This is a genomic window from Chryseobacterium gwangjuense, from assembly GCF_021311115.1.
GTDB classification, from domain to species: Bacteria; Bacteroidota; Bacteroidia; order Flavobacteriales; family Weeksellaceae; genus Chryseobacterium; species Chryseobacterium gwangjuense.
In genome coordinates this window covers 58,026-84,440 of record NZ_JAJTNP010000008.1, presented here as the reverse complement: position 1 = coordinate 84,440, position 26,415 = coordinate 58,026, and the positions used below count along the sequence as shown (strand labels likewise).

General features: G+C 34.6%; 30 protein-coding genes. 11 read left to right on the top strand and 19 right to left on the bottom strand.

Annotation, left to right across the window (positions count from 1 at the left end; genetic code table 11):
- Positions 1-88: 88 nt before the first annotated feature.
- From accC to pdxA, 5 genes are all read right to left on the bottom strand, one after another.
- Positions 89-1,444, bottom strand: a complete 1,356-nt coding sequence (gene accC, locus LV842_RS15665; protein WP_233112369.1) for an acetyl-CoA carboxylase biotin carboxylase subunit — start codon at positions 1,442-1,444, stop codon at positions 89-91.
- Positions 1,445-1,541: 97 nt separating this feature from the next.
- Positions 1,542-2,024 carry an acetyl-CoA carboxylase biotin carboxyl carrier protein gene (gene accB / locus LV842_RS15660; protein ID WP_233112368.1) on the bottom strand — a complete coding sequence of 161 codons (483 nt, stop codon included), beginning with the start codon at positions 2,022-2,024 and terminating at the stop codon, positions 1,542-1,544.
- Between the two features lie 127 nt (positions 2,025-2,151).
- A complete protein-coding gene (gene rpmF / locus LV842_RS15655; RefSeq protein ID WP_007843326.1) occupies positions 2,152-2,355 on the bottom strand; it encodes a 50S ribosomal protein L32 in 204 nt (67 codons plus the stop codon).
- Positions 2,356-2,414: 59 nt separating this feature from the next.
- The gene (locus LV842_RS15650; protein WP_233112367.1) at positions 2,415-2,933 is read right to left on the bottom strand and encodes a YceD family protein; all 519 of its coding nucleotides are present in this window, start codon (positions 2,931-2,933) and stop codon (positions 2,415-2,417) included.
- Between the two features lie 84 nt (positions 2,934-3,017).
- On the bottom strand, positions 3,018-4,109 hold the full coding sequence (gene pdxA, locus LV842_RS15645) for a 4-hydroxythreonine-4-phosphate dehydrogenase PdxA (RefSeq protein ID WP_233112366.1): 1,092 nt from the start codon (positions 4,107-4,109) through the stop codon (positions 3,018-3,020).
- Between the two features lie 49 nt (positions 4,110-4,158).
- Between pdxA and LV842_RS15640 the strand changes: the two genes are divergently transcribed.
- The 3 genes from LV842_RS15640 to LV842_RS15630 are packed head-to-tail and all read left to right on the top strand — an operon-like array spanning position 4,159 to position 6,897.
- Positions 4,159-4,758, top strand: coding sequence for a riboflavin synthase (locus LV842_RS15640; protein ID WP_233112365.1), 600 nt, complete (start codon positions 4,159-4,161; stop codon positions 4,756-4,758).
- Positions 4,745-6,199: a sensor histidine kinase gene (locus LV842_RS15635; RefSeq protein WP_233112364.1), complete on the top strand. Its 1,455-nt coding sequence runs from the start codon at positions 4,745-4,747 to the stop codon at positions 6,197-6,199. The genes LV842_RS15640 and LV842_RS15635 overlap by 14 nt, the downstream gene beginning before the upstream one ends.
- Positions 6,199-6,897, top strand: a complete 699-nt coding sequence (locus tag LV842_RS15630; RefSeq protein ID WP_233112363.1) for a tRNA1(Val) (adenine(37)-N6)-methyltransferase — start codon at positions 6,199-6,201, stop codon at positions 6,895-6,897. The genes LV842_RS15635 and LV842_RS15630 overlap by 1 nt, the downstream gene beginning before the upstream one ends.
- On the opposite strand, the gene LV842_RS15625 is transcribed toward LV842_RS15630, so the two are convergent.
- Both LV842_RS15625 and rpmH read right to left on the bottom strand, forming a co-directional pair.
- The gene (locus tag LV842_RS15625; RefSeq protein WP_233112362.1) at positions 6,898-7,608 is read right to left on the bottom strand and encodes a cell division ATP-binding protein FtsE; all 711 of its coding nucleotides are present in this window, start codon (positions 7,606-7,608) and stop codon (positions 6,898-6,900) included.
- A gap of 153 nt (positions 7,609-7,761) precedes the next feature.
- Positions 7,762-7,920: a 50S ribosomal protein L34 gene (gene rpmH / locus LV842_RS15620; protein WP_039365072.1), complete on the bottom strand. Its 159-nt coding sequence runs from the start codon at positions 7,918-7,920 to the stop codon at positions 7,762-7,764.
- A 229-nt stretch (positions 7,921-8,149) separates the two neighbouring features.
- On the opposite strand from rpmH, the gene LV842_RS15615 reads away from it, so the two are divergent.
- On the top strand, positions 8,150-9,154 hold the full coding sequence (locus LV842_RS15615; RefSeq protein WP_233112361.1) for a DHH family phosphoesterase: 1,005 nt from the start codon (positions 8,150-8,152) through the stop codon (positions 9,152-9,154).
- Here the strand turns inward: LV842_RS15615 and LV842_RS15610 are convergent.
- From LV842_RS15610 to tilS, 9 genes are all read right to left on the bottom strand, one after another.
- On the bottom strand, positions 9,149-9,952 hold the full coding sequence (locus tag LV842_RS15610; protein ID WP_233112360.1) for a patatin-like phospholipase family protein: 804 nt from the start codon (positions 9,950-9,952) through the stop codon (positions 9,149-9,151). The two genes, LV842_RS15615 and LV842_RS15610, sit on opposite strands and share 6 nt — an antisense overlap.
- A 51-nt stretch (positions 9,953-10,003) precedes the next feature.
- Positions 10,004-10,822: a hypothetical protein gene (locus tag LV842_RS15605; protein WP_233112359.1), complete on the bottom strand. Its 819-nt coding sequence runs from the start codon at positions 10,820-10,822 to the stop codon at positions 10,004-10,006.
- 9 nt (positions 10,823-10,831) lie between these two features.
- A complete protein-coding gene (locus LV842_RS15600; protein WP_233112358.1) occupies positions 10,832-11,614 on the bottom strand; it encodes an alpha/beta fold hydrolase in 783 nt (260 codons plus the stop codon).
- Positions 11,615-11,625: 11 nt separating this feature from the next.
- Entirely contained in the window at positions 11,626-12,135 is a 510-nt protein-coding gene (locus LV842_RS15595; protein WP_233112357.1) for a hypothetical protein, read from the bottom strand.
- A gap of 60 nt (positions 12,136-12,195) precedes the next feature.
- Positions 12,196-12,720 carry an ExbD/TolR family protein gene (locus tag LV842_RS15590; RefSeq protein ID WP_233112356.1) on the bottom strand — a complete coding sequence of 175 codons (525 nt, stop codon included), beginning with the start codon at positions 12,718-12,720 and terminating at the stop codon, positions 12,196-12,198.
- A 192-nt stretch (positions 12,721-12,912) separates the two neighbouring features.
- Positions 12,913-14,451: a T9SS type A sorting domain-containing protein gene (locus tag LV842_RS15585; protein ID WP_233112355.1), complete on the bottom strand. Its 1,539-nt coding sequence runs from the start codon at positions 14,449-14,451 to the stop codon at positions 12,913-12,915.
- A 30-nt stretch (positions 14,452-14,481) separates the two neighbouring features.
- Positions 14,482-16,044: a T9SS type A sorting domain-containing protein gene (locus tag LV842_RS15580; RefSeq protein ID WP_233112354.1), complete on the bottom strand. Its 1,563-nt coding sequence runs from the start codon at positions 16,042-16,044 to the stop codon at positions 14,482-14,484.
- A gap of 135 nt (positions 16,045-16,179) precedes the next feature.
- A complete protein-coding gene (locus LV842_RS15575; RefSeq protein ID WP_233112353.1) occupies positions 16,180-18,249 on the bottom strand; it encodes a protein-disulfide reductase DsbD family protein in 2,070 nt (689 codons plus the stop codon).
- A gap of 1 nt (position 18,250) precedes the next feature.
- Positions 18,251-19,579, bottom strand: coding sequence for a tRNA lysidine(34) synthetase TilS (tilS, locus tag LV842_RS15570; RefSeq protein ID WP_233112352.1), 1,329 nt, complete (start codon positions 19,577-19,579; stop codon positions 18,251-18,253).
- Positions 19,580-19,670: 91 nt separating this feature from the next.
- Between tilS and LV842_RS15565 the strand changes: the two genes are divergently transcribed.
- Positions 19,671-20,504 carry an OmpA family protein gene (locus LV842_RS15565; RefSeq protein WP_233112351.1) on the top strand — a complete coding sequence of 278 codons (834 nt, stop codon included), beginning with the start codon at positions 19,671-19,673 and terminating at the stop codon, positions 20,502-20,504.
- Between the two features lie 50 nt (positions 20,505-20,554).
- On the opposite strand, the gene LV842_RS15560 is transcribed toward LV842_RS15565, so the two are convergent.
- The gene (locus LV842_RS15560; protein WP_233112350.1) at positions 20,555-20,704 is read right to left on the bottom strand and encodes a hypothetical protein; all 150 of its coding nucleotides are present in this window, start codon (positions 20,702-20,704) and stop codon (positions 20,555-20,557) included.
- A 153-nt stretch (positions 20,705-20,857) separates the two neighbouring features.
- Between LV842_RS15560 and LV842_RS15555 the strand changes: the two genes are divergently transcribed.
- The 5 genes from LV842_RS15555 to LV842_RS15535 all read left to right on the top strand — a co-directional run bounded on the left by LV842_RS15555 (position 20,858) and on the right by LV842_RS15535 (position 24,381).
- Entirely contained in the window at positions 20,858-21,505 is a 648-nt protein-coding gene (locus LV842_RS15555; RefSeq protein ID WP_233112349.1) for an O-methyltransferase, read from the top strand.
- Between the two features lie 88 nt (positions 21,506-21,593).
- On the top strand, positions 21,594-22,310 hold the full coding sequence (locus LV842_RS15550; protein WP_233112348.1) for a C40 family peptidase: 717 nt from the start codon (positions 21,594-21,596) through the stop codon (positions 22,308-22,310).
- Between the two features lie 17 nt (positions 22,311-22,327).
- On the top strand, positions 22,328-22,795 hold the full coding sequence (locus LV842_RS15545; RefSeq protein WP_233112347.1) for a DUF1648 domain-containing protein: 468 nt from the start codon (positions 22,328-22,330) through the stop codon (positions 22,793-22,795).
- Entirely contained in the window at positions 22,792-23,130 is a 339-nt protein-coding gene (locus LV842_RS15540) for a cupin domain-containing protein (RefSeq protein ID WP_233112346.1), read from the top strand. The genes LV842_RS15545 and LV842_RS15540 overlap by 4 nt, the downstream gene beginning before the upstream one ends.
- Before the next feature lie 12 nt (positions 23,131-23,142).
- Positions 23,143-24,381: a 3-deoxy-D-manno-octulosonic acid transferase gene (locus LV842_RS15535; RefSeq protein WP_233112345.1), complete on the top strand. Its 1,239-nt coding sequence runs from the start codon at positions 23,143-23,145 to the stop codon at positions 24,379-24,381.
- On the opposite strand, the gene LV842_RS15530 is transcribed toward LV842_RS15535, so the two are convergent.
- Together LV842_RS15530 and LV842_RS15525 are read right to left on the bottom strand one after the other, a co-directional pair.
- Positions 24,373-24,999 (bottom strand): deoxyuridine 5'-triphosphate nucleotidohydrolase, encoded by a 627-nt coding sequence (locus tag LV842_RS15530; protein ID WP_233112344.1) that lies wholly within the window; start codon positions 24,997-24,999, stop codon positions 24,373-24,375. The two genes, LV842_RS15535 and LV842_RS15530, sit on opposite strands and share 9 nt — an antisense overlap.
- Positions 24,999-25,751, bottom strand: a complete 753-nt coding sequence (locus tag LV842_RS15525; RefSeq protein WP_233112343.1) for a glycosyltransferase family 2 protein — start codon at positions 25,749-25,751, stop codon at positions 24,999-25,001. Before LV842_RS15525 ends, LV842_RS15530 begins: the two co-directional genes overlap by 1 nt.
- A gap of 147 nt (positions 25,752-25,898) precedes the next feature.
- Here LV842_RS15525 and LV842_RS15520 point away from each other — a divergent pair, with 147 nt between their 5' ends.
- Complete coding sequence (locus LV842_RS15520) at positions 25,899-26,366, top strand: lipocalin-like domain-containing protein (RefSeq protein ID WP_233112342.1); 468 nt, start codon at positions 25,899-25,901, stop codon at positions 26,364-26,366.
- Positions 26,367-26,415 lie beyond the last annotated feature (49 nt).

The following is a 26,415-nucleotide window of genomic DNA, read 5'->3' as shown; positions in this document are numbered from 1 at the left end:
TCATCAAATGGTGATATTCTATAGTATGATAAAAGTCAATAAAAAAACCGCCTCAAGTGAGACGGTTTCAGGTGTATTGTGAAAAATCTTAGTGATTTTCATATTTTCTATCCATTACAAAATCCTCCATGAATTTTGTAGTATAGTTTCCTGCAAGATAATCTTCATTATCCATTAATTGTCTATGGAAAGGAATAGTTGTTTTTACTCCTTCAATATAGAACTCTTCTAATGCACGTCTCATTTTTGCAATAGCTTCCTCACGAGTTTGAGCTGTCGTGATCAATTTTGCAATCATAGAATCGTAGTTAGAAGGAATAGTGTATCCAGAATAAACGTGAGTATCTACTCTGATTCCGTGTCCACCTGGAATATTTAATCTTGTGATTTTTCCCGGAGATGGTCTGAAATCAGCGTAAGGATCTTCCGCGTTGATTCTACATTCGATTGAATGTAATTTTGGATAATAATTAATTCCTGAAATCGGAGTTCCTGCCGCTAAAAGAATTTGTTCTCTGATTAAGTCATAATCGATAACCTGTTCAGTAATTGGGTGTTCTACCTGAATTCTGGTGTTCATTTCCATGAAATAGAAATTTCTATGTTTATCAACCAAGAATTCAATAGTTCCTACACCTTCGTAAGCGATGAATTCTGCTGCTTTTACAGCTGCTTCACCCATTTTTTCACGAAGATCATCAGTCATGAAAGGAGAAGGTGTTTCTTCCGTCAATTTCTGATTTCTTCTTTGTACAGAACAATCTCTTTCAGAAAGGTGGCAAGCTTTACCAAATTGGTCACCCGCAACCTGAATTTCAATATGTCTAGGCTCTTCAATCAGTTTTTCCATGTACATACCTCCGTTTCCGAATGCAGCTACAGCTTCCTGAATTGCAGATTCCCAGTGATCTTTAAGGTCTTCAGCTTTCCAAACCGCTCTCATCCCTTTTCCACCACCACCTGCAGTTGCTTTAATCATAACCGGGTAGCCTGTTTCTTCAGCGATTTTTACAGCATGCTCGTAAGATTCGATCAAACCATCAGAACCAGGTACACAAGGTACACCTGCTGCTTTCATCGTAGCTTTAGCGTTTGCTTTATCTCCCATTTTCTCAATTTGCTCAGGAGAAGCACCGATGAATTTGATACCGTTTTTCTGGCAGATTCTTGAGAAATTAGCATTTTCAGATAAAAATCCATAACCAGGGTGAATAGCGTCAGCGTTTGTAATTTCAGCTGCAGCAATAATGTTAGGGATTTTCAGATATGAGTCTTTACTCATTGCAGGACCGATACAAACAGCTTCATCAGCAAATCTTACGTGAAGACTGTCTTTATCAGCAGTTGAATAAACCGCAACGGTTTTGATCCCCATTTCTTTACAAGTACGTAAGATACGCATTGCAATTTCGCCACGATTGGCAATTAATATTTTTTTGAACATCTCTCCGAAATTTTAAATTTTAAATTTTTGAATTTTAAATTAATTTTTAAACGAAATAATTTTCATCTAAAATTTATAATCTATTATCTAAAATTCCTTAAGATGGATCTACTAAGAATAATGGTTGGTCGTATTCTACAGGAGTTGCATCATCAACTAAAATCTTAACGATTTTTCCGCTTACCTCAGATTCGATTTGGTTGAATAACTTCATTGCTTCGATTACACAAACAACTTTTCCGTTAGAAACTTCGTCACCTACATTTACGAACACGTCTTTATCTGGAGATGGCTTTCTGTAGAAAGTACCGATCATTGGAGACTTGATTGTTACATATTTGCTGTCGTCTGATGCTGCTTCAGCTTTTTCAGCAGGTGCAGCAGGAGTTGCAACTTGAGCAGGTGCAGCAGCTACTTGCTGAGGAGCGGTGTGGTAAACAGCAGGTTGAGCATAAGCAACTTCACTTCCAGCTAATGGAGTTTTAATAGTGATTTCGAAATCTTTAGTCTTGTACTTCACTTCAGAAACCTCTGCCTTAGATACAAACTTGATAAGATTTTGTATGTCTTTAATGTCCATAAATTTGATATTTGATTTTGGTTCAAAGATACCAAAAAAACATAAAAAACAACAAAAAACCGCCAAATTTTATCAAAATCGGGCGGTTTTTGTATTAAAACGAGTGTTTTTCAGTGAAAAGCGACTCTTAGTTTTCTTCAGTAGTTGCTACTTCTTTTTCTAATACTACTTTTCCTCTGTAGTATAATTTTCCTTCATGCCAGTGAGCTCTGTGGTATAGGTGAAGCTCTCCTGTTGTTGCATCTTTTGCTAATTGAGGAACTACAGCTTTATAGTGAGTTCTTCTCTTATCTCTTCTTGTAGACGACTGTCTTCTCTTTGGATGTGCCATTTTGTAATAACTTTTTTAATTGATGAGCGATGAGATTCACCATCTCATCATTAAACTATTTAATTTTTATTCTTTAAATTTTTTAGTGCGTCCCATCTTGGATCGCTTTCATGTTCTTCTTCAATTTCTTTCGGACTGAATTTTTCCAGAATTTCTAAATCTTCGTCTGTTACGTTTGGTGATAGCTTTTTCATAGGAATTGAAAGAGCTACATTTTCGTAAATCAGATGAGAAATATTAAAAGCATGATCGTTGGTAGGAATAGTGATTACATCTTCTTCGCTGTCATCATATTCTTCTCCAAACTTTACCAGAACCTTGATTTGGTTTTCAATAGGATAATCAAAATTTTCATTTGTAATATCACATACCAATTCAACTGTTCCGCTTACTTTAATCTCAAATTCTAAAAAAGTAGAGTGTTTGTCTAATAAAACATCTACTGTGATTTTAGGATTTGTAAAATCCTGTTCAGTGTCAAATAATTGAAAGAACTCTTTATCTATCTCAAACTTGAACTCGTGCTTGCCAGTTTTAAGACCGGAAAAGCTTACATCATAGTTTCTTAACTTGTCCATAAAATGAGTGTGCAAAAATATGCATTTTTTTTATAATAACAAATAAATTCTGTAACAAATTAATTTAAAATCTTCTTTAAAGATTTATGCTTCAGTTTCCTCAGGCAAATCTTCGTCTATTCCATTATCCATAGACATTCTTCGAGGTTGCATGCGGTTGGTCATCAGTTCGTTGTATTCGCTTCTGTTTTTGAAAACTTTAATAGCTGTAAAGATTGCTTCTGTAAAGCTCTGTTCATCTGCGATATTTTTCCCTGCAATGTCATAGGCAACTCCGTGGTCGGGAGAAGTTCTGATGAATGGAAGTCCAGCGGTGTAATTTACCCCTTCTTCGTAAGCCAACGTTTTAAATGGAGCTAAGCCTTGATCGTGATACATGGCTAAAACAGCATCAAAGCTTTGGTATTTGCTGGGTTGAAAAAAACTGTCAGCTGGGAAAGGACCAAAAGTCAGAATTCCGTTGTCTGAAAGTTCTTTGATTGCCGGAGAAATAATTTCAATTTCTTCATTTCCGATTACGCCACCGTCTCCGGAATGAGGATTCAGTCCTAAAACTGCAATTTTAGGTTTTGAAATATTAAAATCTTCAATTAAGGTTTGATTTAAAACTTTGATTTGTTTTTTTATTTTTTCTTTAGAAATGTTTTCAGCAACCTGTGCAATTGGGATATGGTGAGTTGAAACGGCAACTTTTAAATCTTCTGTTACTAAAAACATCAGTCCTTTTTTGTTGAACTTTTCTTCAAAATATCCAGTGTGACCTGCATGCTTGAATCCCATTTTTACCATTTCGTCTTTGTTGATCGGTGCAGTTACCAAAACATCAATTTCTCCTTTCATTAAAGCTTCAGTAGCTGCTTCTAAAGAATCGATTGCCATTTTGGTAGATTCTTCAGTAGGAACTCCCAGTTCCACATTTACATTGTCTTTCACAAGGTTTACCATATTCAGTTTTCCGGCATGAGCTTGTGAAGCATCAGTAATGTAGTTGAAATTTAAATTTAATTTAAAAATGTTTTTCTGATAGGTGAATAATTTTCCCGAACCAAAAATTACAGGAGTGAAAAAATCTGTAATGGTTTTGTCTTTCAGAGACTTCATGATGATTTCCGGGCCAATGCCATTGAAATCACCGATTGAAATTCCTACTCGTACTTTATGGTTTTTTGGGCTCATTTTGATTATCTTTGAAGATTATAATTTTACAAATTTAGCAAAAAATAATATGTTCACAGGAATAATTGAAGCAGTAGGGATTATTGAGAAAATTGAGGAAAACGGAAGTAATATAGATTTTACGCTTACTTGCCCTTTTACGAACGAATTAAAAATAGACCAAAGCTTAGCTCATAACGGATGTTGCTTAACGGTTGTGGAAATAGAGGACGATAAATATGTAGTAACTGCAATCAACGAGACATTGGAAAAAACCAATCTTGGAAAATGGGAAGTTGGAACTGTGGTAAACCTTGAGCGTTGCATGAAAATGGATGGAAGATTAGATGGTCATATTGTTCAGGGGCATGTTGATAAAACGGGTGAAGTTGTAAGTATCGAAAATAAAGACGGAAGTTATTTTATAACGATGAAGTATGAGGATAACGGAAGTTTTGTTACTGTTCCTCAGGGTTCTATTACGGTAAATGGAATTAGCTTAACGGTTGCGAAAAGTGAAGATACACAGTTTTCTGTGGCGATTATTCCATATACTTGGGAGTTTACCAATATGAAACACCTTAAAGAAGGAGACAAAGTCAATTTAGAATTTGATATTATTGGAAAATATATTGCAAGATTAATTAATAAACAGAATGTCATTGAGTAAATATAAAGGATACAGCCTGAGAAATCGTGTTTTTTTCGGATTCTTATTGGTGTGTCTTTTAAGTGTTGTTGCTTCATCCTTGGTGCCTTATTTTGTGCTGAGGAATAATTCCTTGCAGCAAAGCCGGATCGACATGCAGGATAAAACCAATGCTGTAATGCGGTATTTGGATTATGCGGTAAGCAGGACACGTATTGAAACGGGAGATCTTCCTACTGTTTTGGAAAGTAAAATCTTCGAGATTGCAGATATTAATCAGCATGATATTATTATTTATGATTTAAAAGGAAACTATTTGATTTCCAATAAGGATAAAAGTCTTATTGAACAGAAAAAAGTGCCTTTGCATATTGTGAATAAGATTTTAGCTACGGACGCTAGAGTTGATATTAAAAGCTATGATCAGTCGGTAGATGCAGGGCTTACGTCTTCTTATTTATTGTTGAAAAATAATGAACTGGAACCTATCGGAATTGTATATATTCCTTTATATCACAATGAATCGGCTGATTTAGAAGTTCTTCATGAATATGTTAAGTACATTCTTTTAGTCGATGTGTTCCTTATTCTTTTCAGTATTTGGATAAGCTGGGTGACTTCAAATAGTCTGGCGAAAAATATTACGAAGTTTTCTGATATGATTACCCGTATTACATTGTTTGAAAATGAAATGCAGCCTATCCGATATTATAAAAATGATGAATTGAATGCTTTGGCCAGAGCTTATAACAGGATGATTCTTCAGATTCAGGATCAAAAGGAGAGGCTTCGTTTTAAAGCATCTGAAGAAGCATGGCGGGAAATGGCAAAGCAGGTGGCACATGAAGTAAAAAACCCATTAACTCCGATGAAACTGACGATTCAGAATTTTGAAAGAAAGTTTGATCCGGCAGATCCGAATATCGGAGAGAAGGTAAAGCAAATGAGTAAAACCATGGTGGATCAGATTGATTTGATTGCCACGGTTGCGTCTGCGTTTTCGGAATTTGCGAAACTTCCTGAAAAAAACAATGAAGTTATTAACCTGAATAAGGAGGTCGAAGATATTCTTAGAGTATTTAATGATGACAGTATTTTTATACATTCCAATAAAAGTAACATCATGATTAGTATGGACAGGATTTACCTGTCAAGGATTATTACCAATCTTGTTACCAACGCAAAACAGGCTCAGAGTGATGAAAGGAAAATGATCATTAATGTAGATGTGGAGCAGCATCAAAGAAGAGTGATGGTTTCTGTGCAGGATAATGGAGTTGGGATTCCTGAGAATATGTACGAAAGAATTTTTGAACCTAATTTTACCTCAAAGAGTAGCGGAATGGGATTAGGTTTGTCAATGGTAAGAAAAATGATTGAAGATTATAAAGGTGAAATTGTTGTGAAATCAGAAGTAGGAAAAGGTTCAACATTCATCATTACATTGCCGACTAATTTATAGTGAAGCCTTTTAAATTTAAACAATTCGAAATCCAGCAGTCAAAAAATGTCTTCCGTGTAGGAACAGACGGTGTTTTGCTGGGTGCTTTAGCTAGTGTAAATCACGCTTGTAGTATTTTAGAAGTTGGAACAGGAACGGGGCTGGTTTCACTTATGTTGGCTCAAAGAAATCCTCATGCAATATTTTTAGGGATTGATATTAATGAAGAAGCTGCAGATCTTACCAAAATTAATTTTGAAAGCTCTTCTTTTGGATCAAGGTTAAAAAATATTCATCAGGATTTTAAAAGTTTTACGTTGGAAGAAAAATTTGACCTTATTATTTCAAATCCACCATATTTTGAAACATCAGATTCTGAAAAAGATAAAATAGCGAGGCAAACCGTTGAACTGAATTTTCAGCAATTAATTTCAAAATCTTCAGCATTGCTTTCTGCTTGCGGTATTTTCTCTGTGATTATTCCTGTAGAAGCCGGAGAGGTTTTTACTGCTCTGGCAAAAGAAAGCAAGTTGTTTTTAAATAGGAAGATTAACATCAAAGGAATTGAAGGCTCAAAAACAAAACGTCTGATTCTGGAGTTTTCTTTAACTGAAAAAAATCTTGAAGAACTGGAATTTATTATAGAAAAAAGTCCGAGACAATACTCGGACCAATATCTTGAACTCACCAAGGAGTTTCATGTTTTTCGTGAAAAATAATTATTCAAATAATTCCGTCGTATCCAATACAGAAACTTTTCCGTCTTCACATCTGATGGCTTCACCAGGGAAGTTTTGAATCATATGGTAATCGTGTGTTGCCATTACTACAGCTGCTCCGTTTTCCAGTGCTACTTGCTTGAGTAAGGTCATAATTTCGTTTGAAGTTTCAGGATCAAGGTTTCCTGTAGGCTCATCTGCTAAAATTAGGTCAGGATGGTTTAATAAAGCTCTTGCAATAGCTACACGCTGTTGTTCTCCTCCTGAAAGTTCATGAGGCATTTTATGCTTTTTGCTTTTCATGTTTACACTGCCTAAAACCTCATTAATACGGTCTTCCATTTTTGTTTTGTCGTTCCAGCCTGTTGCTTCCAGAACGAATATCAGGTTTTTTTCTACCGTTCTGTCAGACAATAATTGGAAATCCTGAAATACGATTCCTAATTTTCTTCTTAGGTTGGGAATTTCAGACATTTTTAATTTAGCCAGATCAAAGCCAACTACCGCTCCGTGTCCTGAAGCTAACGGAATATGTCCGTATAAAGTTTTTAGCAATGAACTTTTTCCTGAACCTGTTTTTCCGATAAGATAACAAAATCTGCCTTTTTTGATGTTGAGATTAACGTCAGAAAGAACAGTAAAGTTTTTTTGTGCAATCTTCGCATGTTGTAAACTTATAATATTATCTCCGGATATATTTGTATGTGGCATAATGCTATTTTAGGATACTATTTTTAGAAATTTTTTCAATTTTTAAAAATAGAAAAAAGAAATGTAAGAACCTTGAATTTTAGTAAAATTTAACAACAAAAAATGCCTGAAAAGATTATTTTCAAGCATGATTTGTATATGATAATTAAAGAATTATCTCTTAGCGCGTGCAGCACTTACAGTTAAACTCTTTCTGCCTTTAGCTCTTCTTGCAGCCAAAACTCTTCTTCCATTTGGCGTAGACATTCTTTCTCTGAAACCGTGTTTGTTTCTTCTCTTTCTTTCTGATGGCTGGAATGTTCTTTTACTCATTACTATATGTTTAAATCGTAATTAATCTATTAATTTTTCAGGTTGCAAAGATATAGATTTTTTTATAAGATACAAACTTTCAGCTCTTTTTTTTGAAATTATTATAAAGGTTTTTTATTCCCATTTTTATAAAAGTCCTGTTACAGGCGAAATTGGTAACATTTAAAAATAATACTAAGGATTTATTTAAAAGCTCTATCTTTGGAAACTCAAATTTAAAGAAACTTAGATGTTTACACCTGCAGAAATTTTAGAAATCAATTCACTTCTTATTCCTCAAAATAAAATCGTCATCATTACGCATTACAATCCTGATGGAGATGCTATTGGGTCGAGTTTGGGGCTAAAGCATTATTTGCAGGCAAAAGGTATACATGCTGAAGTTGTAGTGCCGAATGATTTTCCGAAGTTTCTGAAATGGATGCCGGAAGCCAAAAAGAATATCGTTGCAGAATATAAGAGAAAGGTAGCTTTTGATCTTATCAATGAAGCAGATGTTATTTTCTGCCTGGATTTCAACTCACCATCCAGAATTGGGATTTTAGGAGATTGGCTGACTAAATCTAAGGCGAAGAAAATTCTTATTGATCATCACCAGCAACCGGAACAATTCGATTTTGTGTATTCAGATACGGTAATTCCTGCGACGTGTCAGATGATTTATCATTTTATTGAAGCAATGAATGATGAAAATCTGGTCAACAAAGATATTGCAGAATGTCTTTATACAGGAATCATGACTGATACAGGAGGTTTCCGTTTTCGTTCTACAAGTGCAACTACCCATAGAATTGTAGCCAACCTTATTGAGAAAGGAGCAGATCCGTCAGTAATCACTTCCAATACATGGGATACGAATACGGTTTCAAGACTTCATTTGTTAGCGCTTATTTTAGGAAGAATAGAAGTGGTAAATGATGGTAAAGTTGCTGTTTTATATCTTACAAGAAAGGAGCTACAGGAATATGGTTTCCAGAAAGGAGATACGGAAGGTTTTGTAAATTACGGTTTGAGTATTGTCGGCGTAAGAATGTCGGCTTTCTTTATGGAAGATCTGTATGATGATTTTATCAAAATATCTTTCAGAAGTAAAGATGATGTTGATGTAAACCAGTTCTCAAGAAAATATTTTAGTGGGGGAGGGCACATCAATGCAGCAGGAGGAAAATCGATGGAGTCTTTGATGGATACCCTTGAAACGTTTAAGAACAGGGTAGCAGGAGAACAGTTATAAAGAAGACTGTATTTTTTTGTATCCTTTATCTTCCAATTCTTTACAGGTGTATTCATATACTTCCTGAAACATCTCGTCCAGATTCTTTTTATTGAATAAACTGAACTTGGTCATTTTGGGAGGGTCTAAAAAAATATCACAAAAGTCAGCTTTAGAATAGACCGACTTGGCAATGGCTAAGTGTAAAATCCTGTCAAATTCTTTCATTAAACTCATATTGGGAAGAGGGTCGTAGCTGAGAGAGTTGACATGCGAAGCAATCAGGAAATCGCATTTATCCATGATGGGTTCTATAGGAAGATTATCCAGTACACCACCATCTACATATATTTTTTCTCCTATGGTAACGGGAGGGAGAACAAAAGGAACGCTTGAAGAGGCCAATAGTGGCCCGAAAAGTTCACCTTCTGAAAAAAAGTCAACAATTCCGTGGGTCATTTCTGTTGCGGCAACGTATACCGGGATTTTCAAGACTTTAAAATCATCTTCAGGAAAATAATCGACAAGAAGTTTTAAAATAAATTTAGAGCTGAAAATTCCGTTTTTTGAAAGTCTTAAGTAGGATCTGGAGAAAAATGTGGTTTGCTTTACAATGTCCATCATTTCATCCGGTGTTTTTCCTAAAGAATAAAATGCTGCAATAATGGATCCTGCACTTGTTCCTGAAATAATCTGAGGTTTCAGATCAAATTCTTCCAACGCTTTTAAAACTGCAATATGGGCTATTCCACGCATTCCGCCTCCGGAAAGAGTTAAGCCGATTATGGGTTTCTTTTTGGGAGCAGAGAATAAGCTCATGGATCTATTTAAATTTTGGTGTTCTTTTATTTTTTGTAGTTTCTCTGTGATTTAAGGCTCGTCACATTTCGAATCAATTTTAATGAATAAAGAATTGAATGCCTTCATCATTTTTTCGTCGTGCTCTATTCTTTTTATGTTATTATTGGCACAATTTCCCCATCCAAAAGTAATAAGGTCAACGATGGCATATTCATTTCTGTTTTGAGCGTGTAAATTGTTTTCGAACTCATCCATCACTCTTTCCGGACTGCCGTTCTTCTTACTCATCTGTATTCTCAGCTTTCTCCATTCGTCGATCATTACATCTTCATCAGAATTTAATGCTCGTACAAAATTTTCGCAATTTTTAGAAAACTTGCTGTTGAGTAGTATGGAAGGATCGGAGAATGCTAAAATTTCCGTTTTATCAAATTCATACTCAAGAATCAATTCCTGGATTTTCTGAGCTTTACTATTTTGCCAATAAGGATCGTTAACGACCTTTAAGCTTTCAAGCGCTTTTTTCTTTTCTGCAAAATCTTGAGCAAGCTTTGCTAAAATCTTATCTTTATCTCTTCTTACTTCCTGTAGGGTTTCCGGTTTAAAAACGGATGGTTTACTAAGCAATAAACCGCTGTATTGAAACCAAAGTTTGTAAGTTCCCTCTATTTCTTCTTGGGAATATTTACTGGCATCATATAGACCTTTGTTGTCGCAAAGTTCTGTGACAAAATTGAAAGTTTGTTTATCTTGACCTGTTTTCAGATTGTCTTTTTGAGCTTCTGTTGTAGAAACAGAGTCTTTTGAAGCGGTATTTCTGGAAGTTGTAGCTTCTTTTGTGCAACTCAATGCAGCAAGAAGCAGTATTGATGAAATCCAAATTCTCATAGATGTTTTTTAAAGGATCAAATTTTTTGGTAAATGGTGAAGAAGTTCCGTATTGATGATTTCTGCACAGATGCTTGGTTTTTCCCAATGTCCGTTGTGCCCGCAATCAAGAACATAAGATTTTATATTGGTTCTGTCCGGAAGATTCTTGATCATCAATTCAGTTTTTACAGCATTATCATGTTTCCCTGCCAAAACTAAAATTTTAGCCTCAAGATTTTCCAGAACATGTTTTTTGTCGGTTCTTTCTACCATACCTTTTACAGAAGCTAAAGCTCCTAGGTTATTCGTGGAAAGAGCAATTTTTAAAGCGGTTTCTATTTTTCCTTCCAGAGTGTCTCTTTCGTTGGGGTTGAAAAGATTCGGAACTCCTGCTCTTGCATAATGTGCGAAGGCGTCTTTAATGATTCTGTAGCTTTTTATGCGTTGTTCCTTTTTCTCGGCATCATCCGGAAAATAAGTAGAAAAAAACAAGGTTAGACTTGTAAGATATTCAGGATATTTTTCGGCAAAAGCTAAAGAAGTATAGCCTCCCATCGAATGTCCCAATAAATGAACTTTAGTTAAATTCAGTGTATCCAATACTTTTTTTACTTCTTCTGCCATGAGTTCCATGGTCTGAACTTCTGCTACAATTTCTGATTGCCCGTGTCCCGGAAGATCTATTTTTAAAAGTGAAAAATTTTCAGACAGATGAGGTTCCATATCATCCCATATCGAGATGTTTTCCATGAATCCATGGAGAAGCACTAAAGTTTCTTTTCCGTTTCCTTTTCTTTCAAAGTTGAGCATATTTCAAAAAATTAAAAATGGATATCTATATAGTCTACAAATCCCGAACCATTTACCATATCCTGAAGTAGGTAAGTTTTTCCGCCGTCTTTGGAAGCAAAAGTTTTTGTTCCTTTTCTGGTGTAAGGTTTTCCGTTGTCATTTTCAGAAATACTTTGGGTGATTTCCCCAGTAAAATTCATGTGTTTGTCAGAAACAACAGCTATAAAGCCTTTTATTTCAACATAATTTTTCCCTGATTTAATATTCCCTGAAACAGTATAATGATCTCTTTCACCGTCAATTTTCTTAAAATCAACCGTTCCGGAGTTTTGAATCAAATTATGAGTAAACTTATGTTCTCCGCTAAAATCTTTGAATTGATTTTTGTTTCGGATACTGTCATTTATTTTTGTCCTTACAGCATTGATGGAATCAACAATTTTTGTACTATCTGTCTTGGCTGAAACGGGTGTTGTTTCTTTTTTGGAACATGAAACAATTAAAACGGAGATGGCGATTGCGGCTAAAAAGTTTTTCATCAAAAAAATTATATATCAAATGTAAACAAAAAAAGAGCATTTCAAAAATGCCCTTTTATGTTATTGAATTAATTCTTCATAAACTTTCTTTTCCCAGGGTTTTATATCGGTGATTCCATAACGTTCTTTGTTTGAAATGGCAATATTATCCAAAACATCTACAAAGTTTTTGTAGTTAGCATCATCAGTGGGTTCAATAATAATCGTGAAATTTTCTTTTACCGGCGCATGATTGTACGCTTCAGAAATGATTTTTGAGATATTAATTCCGTTGAAGTTTGTTTCTTTTAAATTACTTGAATTTAAATCTTCTTTACTGCTTTGATGATAAAAAACCCGATTGTCTTTTCCAAGAATAAAGGTAACCTGATTTTTAACATCAATTACTTTGTCGTTGGGTTTATGAACAGGATCTTTTGCGGGTAATCCCAAATCCATCACATTGGGTTTTGTAAAATTGGTGGTAAACATAAAAAAGGTAATCAATAAGAACCCTAAGTCTACCATGGGAGTCATATCAATTTTAACCATTTTTTTTCTTTGTCTGCTTCCTCCCTGTTTCTCTTGTGCAATTACTTCAGCCATAATTAATATTTTTAGATGTTAAACAATGTTGATGAAATAAGTTCTGTGCTTGCGTTTTATATTTGAACAAATACAAAGTTTATACCTAATTTGTTAAATTGTTGTTAAATTATTTACGAAGATGGTATTTTAATAAAAAAAACCTCATGAATTTTTAATTTCATGAGGTTTTGTATAGCTTTAAATATGAATTTATTTTTTTATCATAAGCTTCTCAGACAAAATGGTTTTCTCTTGATCATCAACCTGAATAATATATGTTCCATTGGTCAATTGAGAAGTATGAATTGAAACTTTGGGTTCAGTATATTTTTTACTGAAAATCTTTCTTCCCGATAGATCAAGAATACTTATCGTTGTTTCGTTAGGAAGATGATCTATCGTAACAAAATCTTTTGCGGGGTTGGGATACATTGAAATATTATTTTTTAGAATATTTTCATCTGTACTTAATTGATTTCCTGCAAGCTTGATGATCCAGTAATCATAGTTTGAAGAACTGTTGGTAATGGCGTCTGAATATCCGCAAAGTATATATCCACCATCTAAAGTTTGTTTAACAAACGTTCCGTAATCATCCTGAAGTCCGCCATACGTTTGCTGCCATTCCATATTTCCTGAAGCATCTGTTTTGACAATCAAATAATCATTAGCTCCATTGCTTGTTGTTCCTTCTACATTTAGAGGAAATGAGACTCCTGTCATAATGTATCCTCCATCAGCTGTTTGGGAAACATCTCTGCCGCGATCGTAAAGAGAGCCACCATAAGACTTTTGCCATTGTAAGATTCCTGTAGAACTTAGCTTTGCAAGCCAATAGTCATCATTGCCATGGCTTCCGGTAATATCTCCGTTGGTTGATATGGACTGTCCAAAAGCTATATACCCTCCATCTGAAGTTTGTTTCACAGAGAAAGCTCTATCTGTACCGCTACCCCCTAAAGATTTTTGCCATTGAAGCACTCCTGCGGCGTTTATTTTTACAATCCAATAATCATCGCTGCCGTGATTTCCGGTGACAATATTATCGATTGAGTTGGAATACCCTCCAATAATATACCCTCCATCGGTGGTCTGTTCTATAGAATACGCTTGATCGCCGCTTCCGCCGCCATAAGTTTTCTCCCATTGTAAATTTCCTGTAGCATTGAGTTTTATCACCCAATAATCTCTATATCCTCCATTTCCGGACGCAACATCTCCATCAGAAGATGCAGTATAACCTGCTACAATATATCCTCCGTCTGTTGTTTGTCGGATGCTTTGGGCGATTTCTTCATTGCTTCCTCCGAACGACTTTTGCCATTGTAAGTTTCCTGAAGTATCTAACTTTACGATCCAAAAATCACTGCTGCCATGATTTCCCGTAACATCTCCGTTATTGGAACTGGATGATCCGGCAACAATATATCCTCCATCAGAGGTTTGTCTTACTGAGGAAGCAGCATCTCCTGCTGAGCCCCCTAAAGACTTTTGCCAGAGAATATCTCCTGTGGAATTGGTTCTTACTACCCAAAAATCATTTAAACCATGATTTCCGGTTACATTTCCATTGGTTGAGGCTGAACTGCCTGCAAGGATATATCCGCCATCTGAGGTTAAGGCAATATCAGGAAACATTTCCGGCTGGCTTCCTCCGTAATTCTTCTGCCACTGCATAGCTGGAGCTTGTGAGGAAAAGAGATTACTGAAATAGATGAAAAGTAATGAAGAAATAAATTTATAGTTCATAGATTTTCAGTGTTTTATTTGTAATGTTCTTTATTTTTTAATAATCAGTTTTTCAGATAAAATAATTTTCTCTTTATCGTTAATCTGAATAATATACGTTCCGCTGGTCAGTTGAGAAGTATTCATTGAAACTTTGGTTTCAGCATGTTTTTTACTGAAAATTTTTCTTCCGGACATATCGTGAATGCTTATTGTTGCTTCGTTTGGAAGATGATCTATTGTGACAAAATCTTTTGCAGGATTTGGGTAAATTGAAATATTGTTTTTACTATTATTTTCATGGGTATTTAAAGTTGTTTTTGAGGATGATAATTTTACCAACCAGACATCGTGGTCGCCATGATTTCCGGATACATCACCATCATTAGATTTTGAAGCTCCTGTTACAATCAATCCTCCGTCAGAGGTGGGTTTTATTTTTCTTGCCCAGTCGTTTAATGTTCCTCCAAAAGTTTTTTCCCACATTATATTTCCTGAAGGATTAAGTTTTATAACCCAATAATCTGCAAGTCCAATATGTGTTGATAGATCTCCATTATTAGAATAAGTGAATCCTGCGACAATATATCCTCCGTCATAATCCTGAAAAATGGAGGTTGCTGTATCTGTGTCGCTTCCTCCTAAGCATTTTTGCCATTGTATATTCCCGGCAGCATCAAATTTTACTGCCCAATAATCGGATAGACCGTGTTGTCCTGAAATATTTCCGCCATAAGACTGGGTGGTAGCAATGGCAATATATCCTCCATCGAAAGTTTGTTGAGCTTCTACAAAATATTCATGTGCACTTCCTCCATAAGATTTTTGCCAGATAATATTTCCTAAAATATCTATTTTGATGAGCCAACAATCTTCTCCACCAAAAACACTGGTAATGTTTCCATTGGGAGAGGAAGATCCTCCTGCAATTATAAAATTTCCATCAGAAGTAGGTTTTACAGATAGTGCAAACTCCTGACTTGTTCCTCCAAAAGATTTTTCCCATTGTAAATTTCCTGCTGCATCTATTTTTATAATCCAAGCATCGTGATTCAGGGTTCCGTGATGTCCAGTAATGTCGCCGTCAGTAGAGTATGATTGACCTGCAACAATATACCCGCCATCAAGAGTTTGAAAAATAGAAGAAGCGTCGTCTCCGCCAGATCCTCCATAAGATTTTTCCCACAGGATATCTCCTTTAGAATCTAATTTTACTACCCAGACGTCTGTTGTGCCTTTGTTTACAGAGACATCGCCGTCTGTGGAATTGGTGATTCCTGCTATAATATATCCGCCTTCGGTTGTTTGTTTTACGGCTTTTGCCATATCATAGCCTTGTCCTCCGATTGTTTTTTGCCACAGAATTCCTCCGGTTGCATTAGTTTTTATAACCCATACATCATTCCCTCCCTTAGAAAGAGTAACATCTCCGCTTGGAGGAGAAGAGGTATATCCTACGGTAATATATCCTCCATCAGAAGTCTGTTCTACATCATAAGCCTGATCAAAACCAATGCCTCCATAAGATTTTTGCCATTGTATAGAAGGAGTCTGTGAAGAAAGAGTATTGCTGAAATAGATGAAAAGTAACGAGAAAATAAATTTATATCTCATAGTATTGTGTTTAGTTTTGTTAATTATTCAAATATAATTAAAATTAATTTGAATAATAAGAATCAATTGGTTGAAGAATGGCAATAAAAAAACTCACGCCTTTCGACATGAGTTCTTTGTTATATTTTGAATTTTTTATTTATTCTTTTTGTAATAATTTACTCCGCATTCAAGGAATTTTTTGAAATCCTCTTTCGGCATATATCCTGAAACCGGAGTGTTGATTACCTTTCCGTCCGGAGTTATCAATACATAATGCGGTTGAGAATTATTATTAAAATTAACCTGTTGGAACAAGCTCCATCTGTCACCGATTGTCTTTACTTTTTTCACCTGCCCGTCACCTAAATCAATTTTAGTTTTTTGATCTTCAGGAAGTTCTTCCTTGTCATCAACATACAGAGAAGCTAGAACAACATCATTCTGAAGGATTGGTAAAATATCTGCTTCACTCCAAACGAATTCTTCCATCTTTCGACAGTTTTCACAACCATAACCTGTAAAGTCAATTAAAATAGGTTTGTCCTCTTTTTTTGCTAATTCTACAGCTTTAAAGAAATCATGTTCCGGGTGCATCCCCAGAATTCCATCTTTTTCATCGTGAAAATAACTTACATTCAATGGAGGTAAAATACCGCTTAATAATTGAAGTTTCGGACGCTCAGAAGGAATTAATCCCTGAACCAAATAAATCACAAAACCAAAACCTAAAGCTCCTAAAATCTTTCTTGTAATAGAAATCTTCGGTTTTTTATCATCGTGTGGAAATCTTATTAATCCAAATAAATATAAAGCCAATCCTAATGCGATAACAATCCATATTGCAATGAAAAGCTCTCTTTTCAATAAGAATGTTTTAGAAACTAAGTCTGCTTTGGATAAGAATTTCAATGCTAAAGCCAATTCCACAAAACCTAAAACTACTTTTACCGTATTCATCCAGCCTCCAGATTTTGGAAGACTTTGCAAAGCTTGTGGGAATAATGCCAATAATCCGAAAATAATTGCCCACGCTAATCCGAAACCTGCTAAAGCAAAGGTAAGGAGCATCGGAACGTTTGCAGAACCGGTTACCGCACTTCCCAATAAACTTCCTAAAATAGGTCCTGTACAAGAGAAAGAAACGATTACCAACGTCAATGCCATGAAGAAAATTCCGATAATTCCACCCGCTTCTTCTGCTTTTGAAGATTTATTGGCAATTGAGCTAGGTAAAGTAATATCGTAGTATCCGAAGAAACTTCCTGCGAAGAAGATGAATATAATAAAGAATGCAATATTCAGCCAAACGCTGGTAGAAATTTCATTGAAAATATTTCCTGCAATTCCGTCAATAATATGGAACGGAATACTTAATAATACAAAGATTAGCAAGATGAAAAAGCCATAGATTAAGGCATCTCTTTTTCCTTTTGCTTTGTTTTTATTCCCCTTTGTGAAGAACGAAACCGTTAACGGGATCATTGGGAAAACACATGGTGTCAACAAAGCAATTAATCCCCCGATAAATCCTAAGAATAAGTAGGTCCAATAATTTTCTTCAACTTTCGTAGTACCTGTTCCACAATCCGTTAAAGGCTTTTGAAAATCAATGGACTCTATTTTTAATTGTTTCGGGTCTAGCTTTGACGTTTCCGTTACAGTAATTTCTCCTTTAGCAGGGTTTTCTACAACAGTTTCAATAGCTTTTACAGAATCCTTTGTAGCATCTGTCTTTTCATCAGTCGAAGCCTCTTCAGTTGTGCCTGTTGGGGTAACCTGTTTATTAAATTCCAGGGTATTTGGAGCCAGACAAACTCTGTCGTCACAAGTTTGATAAGTAATTTCTGCAACTACATCTCCGGGTTTTGTTCCGTCCTTTAATTTGAATTTTTGTTTGAAACCTGCAGAATTAGAATAAAAAACAATGGTTCCTCCAAAAGCTTCAGAGAACTCTTCGTGCTTTTTTCCAACTTCCGTAAATTTTCCGATCAGTTCGATGTTTTTTCCAGAAACTTTATACTCTGTAGGAATTCCCGTGTCTTCAGGAATGTCTTTGGAATAAATGTGCCATCCGCTCTCCATCGTAGCGTTCAAAACGGCTTCGTATTGATTGTTTCCTAAATCGTTGATTGTAAATTTAAACTTTACAGGGTTTTTGATTTGTGCATTAATTCCTGTTGCTATAAACAGCAGAATTAATAAAAACCAATTTCTAAATTTCATATTACTTTTCATTAAAAATTTTGAGAATTTTGTTGGTATTCTCATTCTTTGCGTTTCGTCGGTCTTGTCTGAGTGGGATGACTCCGAGAACGGAATTTTCGTTGTCGGTAAGTACCCAAATTTTTTGCCTCGCTAAAATAGATAATTTTTCGTCCCTAAAAAACTTAGAGACTTTCTTTTTACCCGAAAAACCAGTCGGGAAAAATTCATCACCATCTTGCTGTCTTCTCAATCGTAGGGGAAAATGAAGCTTTTCGGCATCAAAACTCCATTCAAACCCCTTATTGATTTCCTCTATATTCTCAATTATATTTTTGAGCGGAAGGGTAATTTGGTTTTCAGAAAAATCAAATTTTTCTATCAGCAGAATATGATCTTCTTCATTGAGTTCTTCATTTTCTGTCTTTTGTTTTAAAATCAATTCGTCACGGTGGACAATTAATTGGTATTCCTTAGAAAAAAAAGAACTGTTGGTTTCAGCTTTAAAAAATTTTGCAATTTCTTCTTCTCGAGTAAAACCATATTTTTTTAAAATTTCAAATTTTACAAAATCACTTTCCTTATTCAGCTGGTCTTTTGATAAAATTTTTTGACTGTTGTTAAATAGGGTCAGTCTGTTTTCTATTTCTTTAATCTGTTCCTGTACAAAATCTTTTGTCTGGTTTAAATAAGAAATACTTTTTTTAAAATTCTCCAGAAAATGATCGTTGGTTTCTAATAATTGAGGTGTAATTTCAAGACGAATTTTGTTTCTTAAATAATCGCTCTTTTTATTAGAAAGATCTTCGCGATATTCAATATTATTTTCTTTAGCAAACTGATAAATTTCTTCTTTGGTGAAATTTAAAAAAGGACGAAGGATTTTATTGTCATTAGAAGGAATTCCGCTCAATCCTTTGATTCCTGCTGCTTTTGAAAGATTGATAATGAAAGTTTCCAACTGATCATTCAAATGATGAGCGGTAACTAAAAATTCCAGCTTTTCTTTTTGTTGAATCTGTTTAAAAAAATTGTATCTCAGTTCTCTCGCCCAAAGCTGAATCGAATTTTCCGGTTGCTGATCTTTCTCCGAAACTGAGTAGAGATGAAATTTAATATCATTCTTTTCACAAAAATCCTGAACTACTTTTTGATCCAGATCAGAATCTTTTCCACGAAGTTTATAATTAATATGCGCAACCTGAAATTCACAATCCAAATTGCGTAACTCATTAAACAGATATGTCAAAACCATAGAATCAGCACCTCCGCTCACTGCTAAAAGGTAGGAGTGGTTTTCGGGTGAACAAATGAGATTTTCCAGTTCTTTATTTAAGTCTGACTTTTTCAATAGCTGTGTTGAGAATTTCTTTTAGGCAAAGATAATCCTTATAATTCAATTCAATTTTCCTACCTTTGGTTCGTCTAAAAAATGATTATTTATGAAGATTTTTAAAATTTTAGCAGTTTCTGCAATGGTGTTAGGATTGACATCTTGCGTTAGTAAAAAGCAGTATGAAGCTTTGAGTTCCAATTACAAACAATGTATTGAAAATATTGGAGAAAGACAGCGCGAGATTCAGGATTTGAAATCTCAAAACTCAGCTTTATCAGGTGAAAATAACTTATTAAAAAGCCAACATGATGCATTGAAATCATCTTTGGATGCTTGTTTGTCAAATACAGGAAAGAGTTCTGCAAATATTGATAAATTGGTAGGAGAGATCAATGCTTCTAATTCTTATATCAAGCAATTAATTTCTAGTAATGCTAAGAATGACAGCTTGAATCTTGCATTGTCAAACAAATTAAAAAGAACATTGGATAATGTAGCGGATGAGGACGTACAGGTAAAAGTATTGAAAGGAGTGGTAATGATTTCCCTTTCAGATAAAATGTTATATAAAACAGGTGATTACAATATTCTTCCTGCAGCTCAGGAAGTATTGGGTAAAGTAGCTAAAGTAATCAATGATTATGATAAATATTCAGTATTGATTGAAGGTAATACAGACAATGCAGCGTTAAGTTCTGCAAATTTACCAAGAGACAACTGGGATCTTTCTGCATTAAGAGGAACTGCGGTTGCGAAAATTTTACAAACTCAGTTTGGAGTTGATCCTGCAAGAATTACAGCAGGTGGACGTTCGGAATACAATCCTAAAGCGACGAATATGAGCGTTTCAGGAAGAGCGGAAAACAGAAGAACGGAAATTATTATCATGCCTAAGCTTGATGAATTTATGAAGCTTATGGATATTACTCCAAAGAAATAAATAATAATAGCATAAACAAAAAACTCCCGAATTTTCGGGAGTTTTTTGTTTTAAACTACATCTTCTTGTTTTAATAAAGAAATAATTCGTTGTAAAAATGAATTGGATATTTCCGGTTTAGTTTTTTTTGAAGCACGCACTTTAATGATGTGTGCTTTTGGTTCTTTAGTCTTGCTAATTTGATTTTCTCCGGTATTCATTTTAAGTGTGTGTTTTTACCTTCTTTGCAAAGGTATTGTTTCACCCAACAAAAAAACATCCGTGTTTTTACGGTTTTTTACCTCGTGTTTTTTACTGTACCCTTTATAAAGACTAAATATTTTTAGCTAAATTTGACTCAATAAAAAAATAGAATGAGTTTTTTTGAAGAGACAAATCCGGAAATGGACAGGTATTTAGAAATGCATGCTTCATCTGAACCTGAAATTCTGAGAAAGCTGAGAAGGGAAACCTTCCAGAAAACAACACAGCCTCATATGATCTCGGGATATCAGCAGGGAAGATTATTGACGATAGTTTCTAAAATGATGCAGCCGAAAAATATTCTTGAAATCGGAACTTTTACCGGATACGCTACACTTTGTCTTACGGAAGGTTTGGCAAAAGACGGGAAAATTACCACATTGGATGTGAATGAAGATCTGGCTTATCTGCCCCGAAAATACTTTGCAGAAAGTGAATATTCAAGCCAAATTAATTTTAAACTTCAGGATGCCAAAGAATTTTTAAGAGAAACGGATGAGGTTTTCGATCTTGTATTTATAGATGCCGATAAAGAAAATTACGCGGAATATTTCCGTTTGATAAAACCGAAGACAAAATCAGGATCTGTTGTGATGTTTGATAATGTATTGTGGTACGGAAAAGTTTTAGAAGAAAACCCTAAGCAAAAATCTACTCAGGTTATTAAAGAACTTAATGATTTAGCCGCAAATGATGAAGATTTTGAGAATCTTATTTTACCTTTGCGTGATGGGGTTAATTTGCTTCGCAGGAAGTAATTAAAAGAGTAAAAAATTCAGAGATTTAGAAATTAGAAAACGTGTAATTTTCTTAATTCCTAAATTTCTCAATCTCTAAATTTAAAAAATGAATAAAGGAATTTGTATTGTTACGGTAGCACCGGTTCGTGCAGAAGGCTCAGATAAAGCGGAAATTGTTACAGAAATACTTTTCGGAGAAAGTGCAGATATTTTGGAAGTGAATAAAAACTGGACCAAAATAAAAATGCATTATGACGAATATGAAGGCTGGATGGATACCAAGCAAATCAAGCCGATTTCTGATGAAGATTTTGCTAAAAGAAAGGTGACGGTGGTTACAGAGGATTTTTCTTCTGTTTTGATGAATGATGGTAAAACTCTTTTGTCTATGGGTTCGGAAGTGGAATTTCCTGTTGTGGCATCACGCAGAAGTCATGATGTACGTGAAAGTATTGCTCTAACTGCTAAAGAATTCCTTAATGTTCCTTATTTATGGGGTGGCAAAAGTTTTTTTGCGGTAGACTGTTCTGGGTTTACGCAGCTTGTCTATAAAGTTCATAATATTAAAATTCCAAGAGATACCTATCAACAGGCAGAAGTGGGGGAGACGTTGAGTTTTGTAGAAGAAAGTCAGCCGGGAGATCTTGCGTTTTTTGAAAATCCGGAAGGAAAAATTATTCATGTGGGAATCATGCTTGATGGACAGAAAATTATTCATGCTTCAGGAAAGGTGAGAATAGATACGTTGGATTCCACAGGTATTTTCAATAAAGAACTGAACAAACATACTCACAAATTAAGAGTTATTAAAAGCATTTTATAATGTTAAAATAATCTGAAATGGAAAATACACTCTTTATAATTTTTGATGTTTTCAATTTTGGATTGCTTGTTTTTTTGTGGTGGTTTACGATAAAACATTACAAAACATTGCCGCAAACCATTCCCGTTCATTTTGATTTTGACGGAAAAGCAGATGGCTTCGGAAATAAAAAATATTCTTTCTTAATGCCGGTTTTTGCGACGGCATTTTATGTTTTATTTGCTTTTGTACTAAGAAATCCGGAATCGGCGAATTATCCTGTAGAAATTACGAAGGAAAATAAAGATGCCCAATTTCTGATCATGGAAATTTTTATAAGATGGCTCTATATCCTGATCACGCTGATTTTTTTTAACAGCCAGGATTATATGTTCAGGTATGCATTTGATGAGAATGTGAAACCGAGAGTTCCATTGGCTATGGCTCTGTTAGCGGTAATTGGAAGCCTGATTGTTTCATTTATTTTTATAGGTATTTTCAAATGATAAAATCCAAAAAAAGTTCTGAGCATTATATCTGGGGAAATGGCTGTGATAGCTGGATTCAGAAAGATACTCAACACCTTTCTGTAAAACAGGAAATAATGCCTTCCGGAACAGCAGAAAAACTACATTTTCATAAAGAAGCAGAGCAGTTTTTTTATATTTTGAAAGGAGAAGCAGTTTTCTATATCAATGAAAAGAAATTGTTTGTAAAGGAAGGAGAAAGCATTTCAGTTATGCCAGAATCAAAGCATTATATTTCTAATGAATCAGAAGAAGAACTGGAATTTTTAGTCGTTTCGGTTCCTTCAACAAATAACGATAGAACAGAAGTTTAAAAATACAATCAGATGTCCTTTTTCTATACAATATTTATCAATTTACTCATCTTCGGAATGAAGGTTTTTTCATTGTTTAATGATAAAACTAAAAAAGGCGTTGAAGGACGGAAAGAATCTTTACAGAAGGTGAAGTCTGCTTTCAGCGAGTCTGATGAAGTCATCTGGATGCATGCTGCCAGTTTAGGAGAGTATGAACAGGGTTTGCCGGTTTTAGAGCAACTAAAAAATGAATTTCCAACCTATAAAATCTTAGTGACATTTTTCTCTCCTTCCGGATATGAAAATGTGATTAAGAAAAAACATATTGCCGATGTGATTTGTTATTTGCCGTTTGATCGAAAGAAAGATGTAAAAGATTTTGTATCAGCTTTTAGTGTTAAACTATTTTTTACGGTGAAATATGATTTTTGGTATAATTTGTTATATGAATTAAAGACGAAAGACGCAAAAATATACGTGATTTCGGCATTGTTTTACGAAAGACAAGCTTTTTTTACAACGTATGGAAAATGGTTTGTAAAACAGCTTAAAAACACAGTAGATTGGTTTTTTCATCAAAATCAACATTCGTATGTTTTAGCAAAAAGTATAGGTCTTATGAATTCTTCTGTAACGGGAGATACGAGGTTTGATAGAGTGAAACAGCTTAGAGATAGAAACAATCATGTAGATTTTATAACAGATTTCATAGCGGGAGAAAAAGCCGTTATTTTTGGAAGTTCGTGGCATGCAGAAGAGAAAATAGCTGAAATGCTCGTTGCCAAAAACAATGATATTAAACTGATCATTGCTCCTCATGATTTAAAAAGGGTAAATCATTTAAAGCAGATTTTCCCTGAGTCAATTCTTTACAGCGAAATTAAAGACGTTCTAGCGCTTAAAAATTCAGACGCTCAAATTCTTATTATTGACAGTATTGGGTTGCTTTCCAAATTGTATTCTTATGCTGATATTGCCATTGTTGGTGGAGGTTTTCATGATGCAGGACTTCACAATATTTTAGAGGCTGCAACATTTGGTATTCCTGTAGTTTTCGGGAATCATTACAAAAAGAATCCTGAAGCAGATGATCTTATCCAGGCAAATGGAGGGAAATCATTTGAAAGTGAAAACGTAGCTACACAGTTTGTGCTTTCTTTGATTGCTAACCAAGAGATTTTAAAAGAAATGTCGGACAACGCTGCCAATTTTGTTACGGAAAAACCGAACTCTACGGAATTGATTATAAAGAAAATACTATCATCGTAAAAAACCTTCGCTTTTAAGGTTTTTTGCAATCTGATCAATGTTTGTGGGGATGTTTTCTGTGGCGAACCATTTAAAGTCTAAGCCATTGTTGATACAAAGTTTTTTCAAATAATGATTGTCTTCTATTTTTTGCTGTATTTCCCTTAAATATTCGTCAATTTCCATCCAGTAATCTTCATCTAGTTTTTTAGTTAGGATAAAACTTTTGATGATTTTGTTGATGAGGTAAAGGTAAAGTTTGTAAACATTGTCAAATCTCTGCGTATTCAGCTTGTCATTGTTTTCTAAAGTTTCATTGATAAGAAAAAGATTCAAAGAAACTTCTCCGTATTTGTCTGTTGTTACCTTTACATGCTCTGTAATTTCGCTGCTTATTTTTCGGATATGCATCAGATAATACTTATGATTTAGTAAATATTTACTTAAAAGGATTAGTTTTTCACTGATGTTTTCTTCCATCTGAGCCCTCTTCTGATCTGTGTTTTCCGGATCAATAAGCTCAAAATATAATTTTTTTGAAAGTAATTTATCTTTTTTTAATAATCTGAAAATTAATCTGTCTTTTTCCAGAGAAGAAAAGTTACTGATTGCTGCTTTGAACTCTTTTGAGTATTCCATTAATTGAATATTTTAGAGTATTTTAAAAATCCGTTAATTGCCCAGTTTGCGGTATAATACAAAGATCTTAAAGTAGAAAATTGCATGTGCTCCCTGTAAACGAGATATTGGTCTTTTATAATGTTTTGTTTTTTTCTTGAGATACTGTCTGAATGCATTCTGTATTTCGCCATGGTTTTGGGTAGTGGTTTTCCGGAATGAATTTTCTTTAATAAATTCAGCCACATTACATGATCTTCGCGTTTGCTCCCTTCTGGGAAAAATTCTATTCCTACTCTTTGAGCATCATACATGGAAGACAATAAGGAAAGCCTGCATGTTTTTAAGAGATTTTGGAAAGTAACTTCTTTATCAGCTTTGAAATCCTCGAGCTGAGGAATAAGCTCTGCATTGCATCTTGCATAGTTTGAGTAAGCAATTTCTGCTTGTTCCTTTTCCATAAAACGAACCATTTCGTTGAGGAATTCCGGTTCCCAAAAATCATCGGCGTCGAGAAATGTAATATATCTTCCCGATGCCTTTTTTAAGGATATATTTCTTGCGTGTCCTGCACCCCCATTTTCTTCAGCAATGGTGAGCTTGATTCTCGTATCATTTGTTTTTTTGATGATGTCAACAGAATTGTCTGAAGAACAGTCGTCGGTAATCAGCCATTCCCAGTCTGTGAATATTTGGTTCATTACAGATGCAATGGTTTCTTCCAAAAATCTGGAAGAATTATAGCATGGAGTAATGATAGAAACTAATGGCATCTCATGTTTTTATACAAATATAAGGCTTAAAATATAAGGTTCTGACAATGGTATTTTTAATAATTTGAAAATTAAATTACGAAAGCTAAAAAAAATGATGAAGTTTTTAAAAAAAATCATAATTTTAGACCTTGAAAAATTTGATATATGAAGAAATTAGCATTGCTATTTGCAGGTTTATCATTATTGTCTATCTCAGCTTGTAAGGATGATAATTCTGAACAAGTGTTTCCCTTGGCTGGAACATGGTCTCCGATTAAGGAGGTAAGAACAACAATTCCTGCTTCAGGAGGTGGGGTTTCGGATGAGATCACATATACTGATTGTGAAAAAGCCTCTAGATGGGTTTTTAACGAAGGTTCTACAGGTAAAAGAAAAGATAGTGATGATGATCCGGTGAACGCAGGACAATGTATTGTGTCTCCTGATCGTACATTTACCTATATCTATAATGAAGATAAAAGTATCCAAATAAAATATATGGGAACAGTAGAGCCGGATAAAGGTAAAGTAACTCTTCTTAACGAAACTACTTTGAATCTTGCTATTGAAGATAGAACTGATCCTACAGTATATAAATCTGTGACTTATACAATGAAGAGAATTGTAAAATAATTTGTTTTCATTGTTTGAAATATGAAAAATCCTGTCTTAAGATGGGATT

What these genes read in the sequence shown, in the direction of transcription:
- LV842_RS15610 (WP_233112360.1), bottom strand. Translation starts at nt 9,952, where the DNA reads ATGAGCTTATTCTCTGCTCCCAAAAAGAAACCCATAATCGGCTTAACT.
- LV842_RS15545 (WP_233112347.1), top strand. Translation starts at nt 22,328, where the DNA reads ATGGAAAATACACTCTTTATAATTTTTGATGTTTTCAATTTTGGATTG.
- LV842_RS15555 (WP_233112349.1), top strand. Translation starts at nt 20,858, where the DNA reads ATGAGTTTTTTTGAAGAGACAAATCCGGAAATGGACAGGTATTTAGAA.
- LV842_RS15560 (WP_233112350.1), bottom strand. Translation starts at nt 20,704, where the DNA reads ATGAATACCGGAGAAAATCAAATTAGCAAGACTAAAGAACCAAAAGCA.
- accB (WP_233112368.1), bottom strand. Translation starts at nt 2,024, where the DNA reads ATGGACATTAAAGACATACAAAATCTTATCAAGTTTGTATCTAAGGCA.
- LV842_RS15615 (WP_233112361.1), top strand. Translation starts at nt 8,150, where the DNA reads ATGTTTACACCTGCAGAAATTTTAGAAATCAATTCACTTCTTATTCCT.
- LV842_RS15600 (WP_233112358.1), bottom strand. Translation starts at nt 11,614, where the DNA reads ATGCTCAACTTTGAAAGAAAAGGAAACGGAAAAGAAACTTTAGTGCTT.
- LV842_RS15565 (WP_233112351.1), top strand. Translation starts at nt 19,671, where the DNA reads ATGAAGATTTTTAAAATTTTAGCAGTTTCTGCAATGGTGTTAGGATTG.
- LV842_RS15640 (WP_233112365.1), top strand. Translation starts at nt 4,159, where the DNA reads ATGTTCACAGGAATAATTGAAGCAGTAGGGATTATTGAGAAAATTGAG.
- LV842_RS15590 (WP_233112356.1), bottom strand. Translation starts at nt 12,720, where the DNA reads ATGGCTGAAGTAATTGCACAAGAGAAACAGGGAGGAAGCAGACAAAGA.
- LV842_RS15580 (WP_233112354.1), bottom strand. Translation starts at nt 16,044, where the DNA reads ATGAGATATAAATTTATTTTCTCGTTACTTTTCATCTATTTCAGCAAT.
- LV842_RS15530 (WP_233112344.1), bottom strand. Translation starts at nt 24,999, where the DNA reads ATGGAATACTCAAAAGAGTTCAAAGCAGCAATCAGTAACTTTTCTTCT.
- LV842_RS15575 (WP_233112353.1), bottom strand. Translation starts at nt 18,249, where the DNA reads ATGAAATTTAGAAATTGGTTTTTATTAATTCTGCTGTTTATAGCAACA.
- LV842_RS15595 (WP_233112357.1), bottom strand. Translation starts at nt 12,135, where the DNA reads ATGAAAAACTTTTTAGCCGCAATCGCCATCTCCGTTTTAATTGTTTCA.
- accC (WP_233112369.1), bottom strand. Translation starts at nt 1,444, where the DNA reads ATGTTCAAAAAAATATTAATTGCCAATCGTGGCGAAATTGCAATGCGT.
- LV842_RS15525 (WP_233112343.1), bottom strand. Translation starts at nt 25,751, where the DNA reads ATGCCATTAGTTTCTATCATTACTCCATGCTATAATTCTTCCAGATTT.
- LV842_RS15550 (WP_233112348.1), top strand. Translation starts at nt 21,594, where the DNA reads ATGAATAAAGGAATTTGTATTGTTACGGTAGCACCGGTTCGTGCAGAA.
- rpmF (WP_007843326.1), bottom strand. Translation starts at nt 2,355, where the DNA reads ATGGCACATCCAAAGAGAAGACAGTCGTCTACAAGAAGAGATAAGAGA.
- LV842_RS15625 (WP_233112362.1), bottom strand. Translation starts at nt 7,608, where the DNA reads ATGCCACATACAAATATATCCGGAGATAATATTATAAGTTTACAACAT.
- LV842_RS15535 (WP_233112345.1), top strand. Translation starts at nt 23,143, where the DNA reads ATGTCCTTTTTCTATACAATATTTATCAATTTACTCATCTTCGGAATG.
- LV842_RS15520 (WP_233112342.1), top strand. Translation starts at nt 25,899, where the DNA reads ATGAAGAAATTAGCATTGCTATTTGCAGGTTTATCATTATTGTCTATC.
- pdxA (WP_233112366.1), bottom strand. Translation starts at nt 4,109, where the DNA reads ATGAGCCCAAAAAACCATAAAGTACGAGTAGGAATTTCAATCGGTGAT.
- LV842_RS15635 (WP_233112364.1), top strand. Translation starts at nt 4,745, where the DNA reads ATGTCATTGAGTAAATATAAAGGATACAGCCTGAGAAATCGTGTTTTT.
- LV842_RS15540 (WP_233112346.1), top strand. Translation starts at nt 22,792, where the DNA reads ATGATAAAATCCAAAAAAAGTTCTGAGCATTATATCTGGGGAAATGGC.
- LV842_RS15605 (WP_233112359.1), bottom strand. Translation starts at nt 10,822, where the DNA reads ATGAGAATTTGGATTTCATCAATACTGCTTCTTGCTGCATTGAGTTGC.
- LV842_RS15650 (WP_233112367.1), bottom strand. Translation starts at nt 2,933, where the DNA reads ATGGACAAGTTAAGAAACTATGATGTAAGCTTTTCCGGTCTTAAAACT.
- LV842_RS15585 (WP_233112355.1), bottom strand. Translation starts at nt 14,451, where the DNA reads ATGAACTATAAATTTATTTCTTCATTACTTTTCATCTATTTCAGTAAT.
- rpmH (WP_039365072.1), bottom strand. Translation starts at nt 7,920, where the DNA reads ATGAGTAAAAGAACATTCCAGCCATCAGAAAGAAAGAGAAGAAACAAA.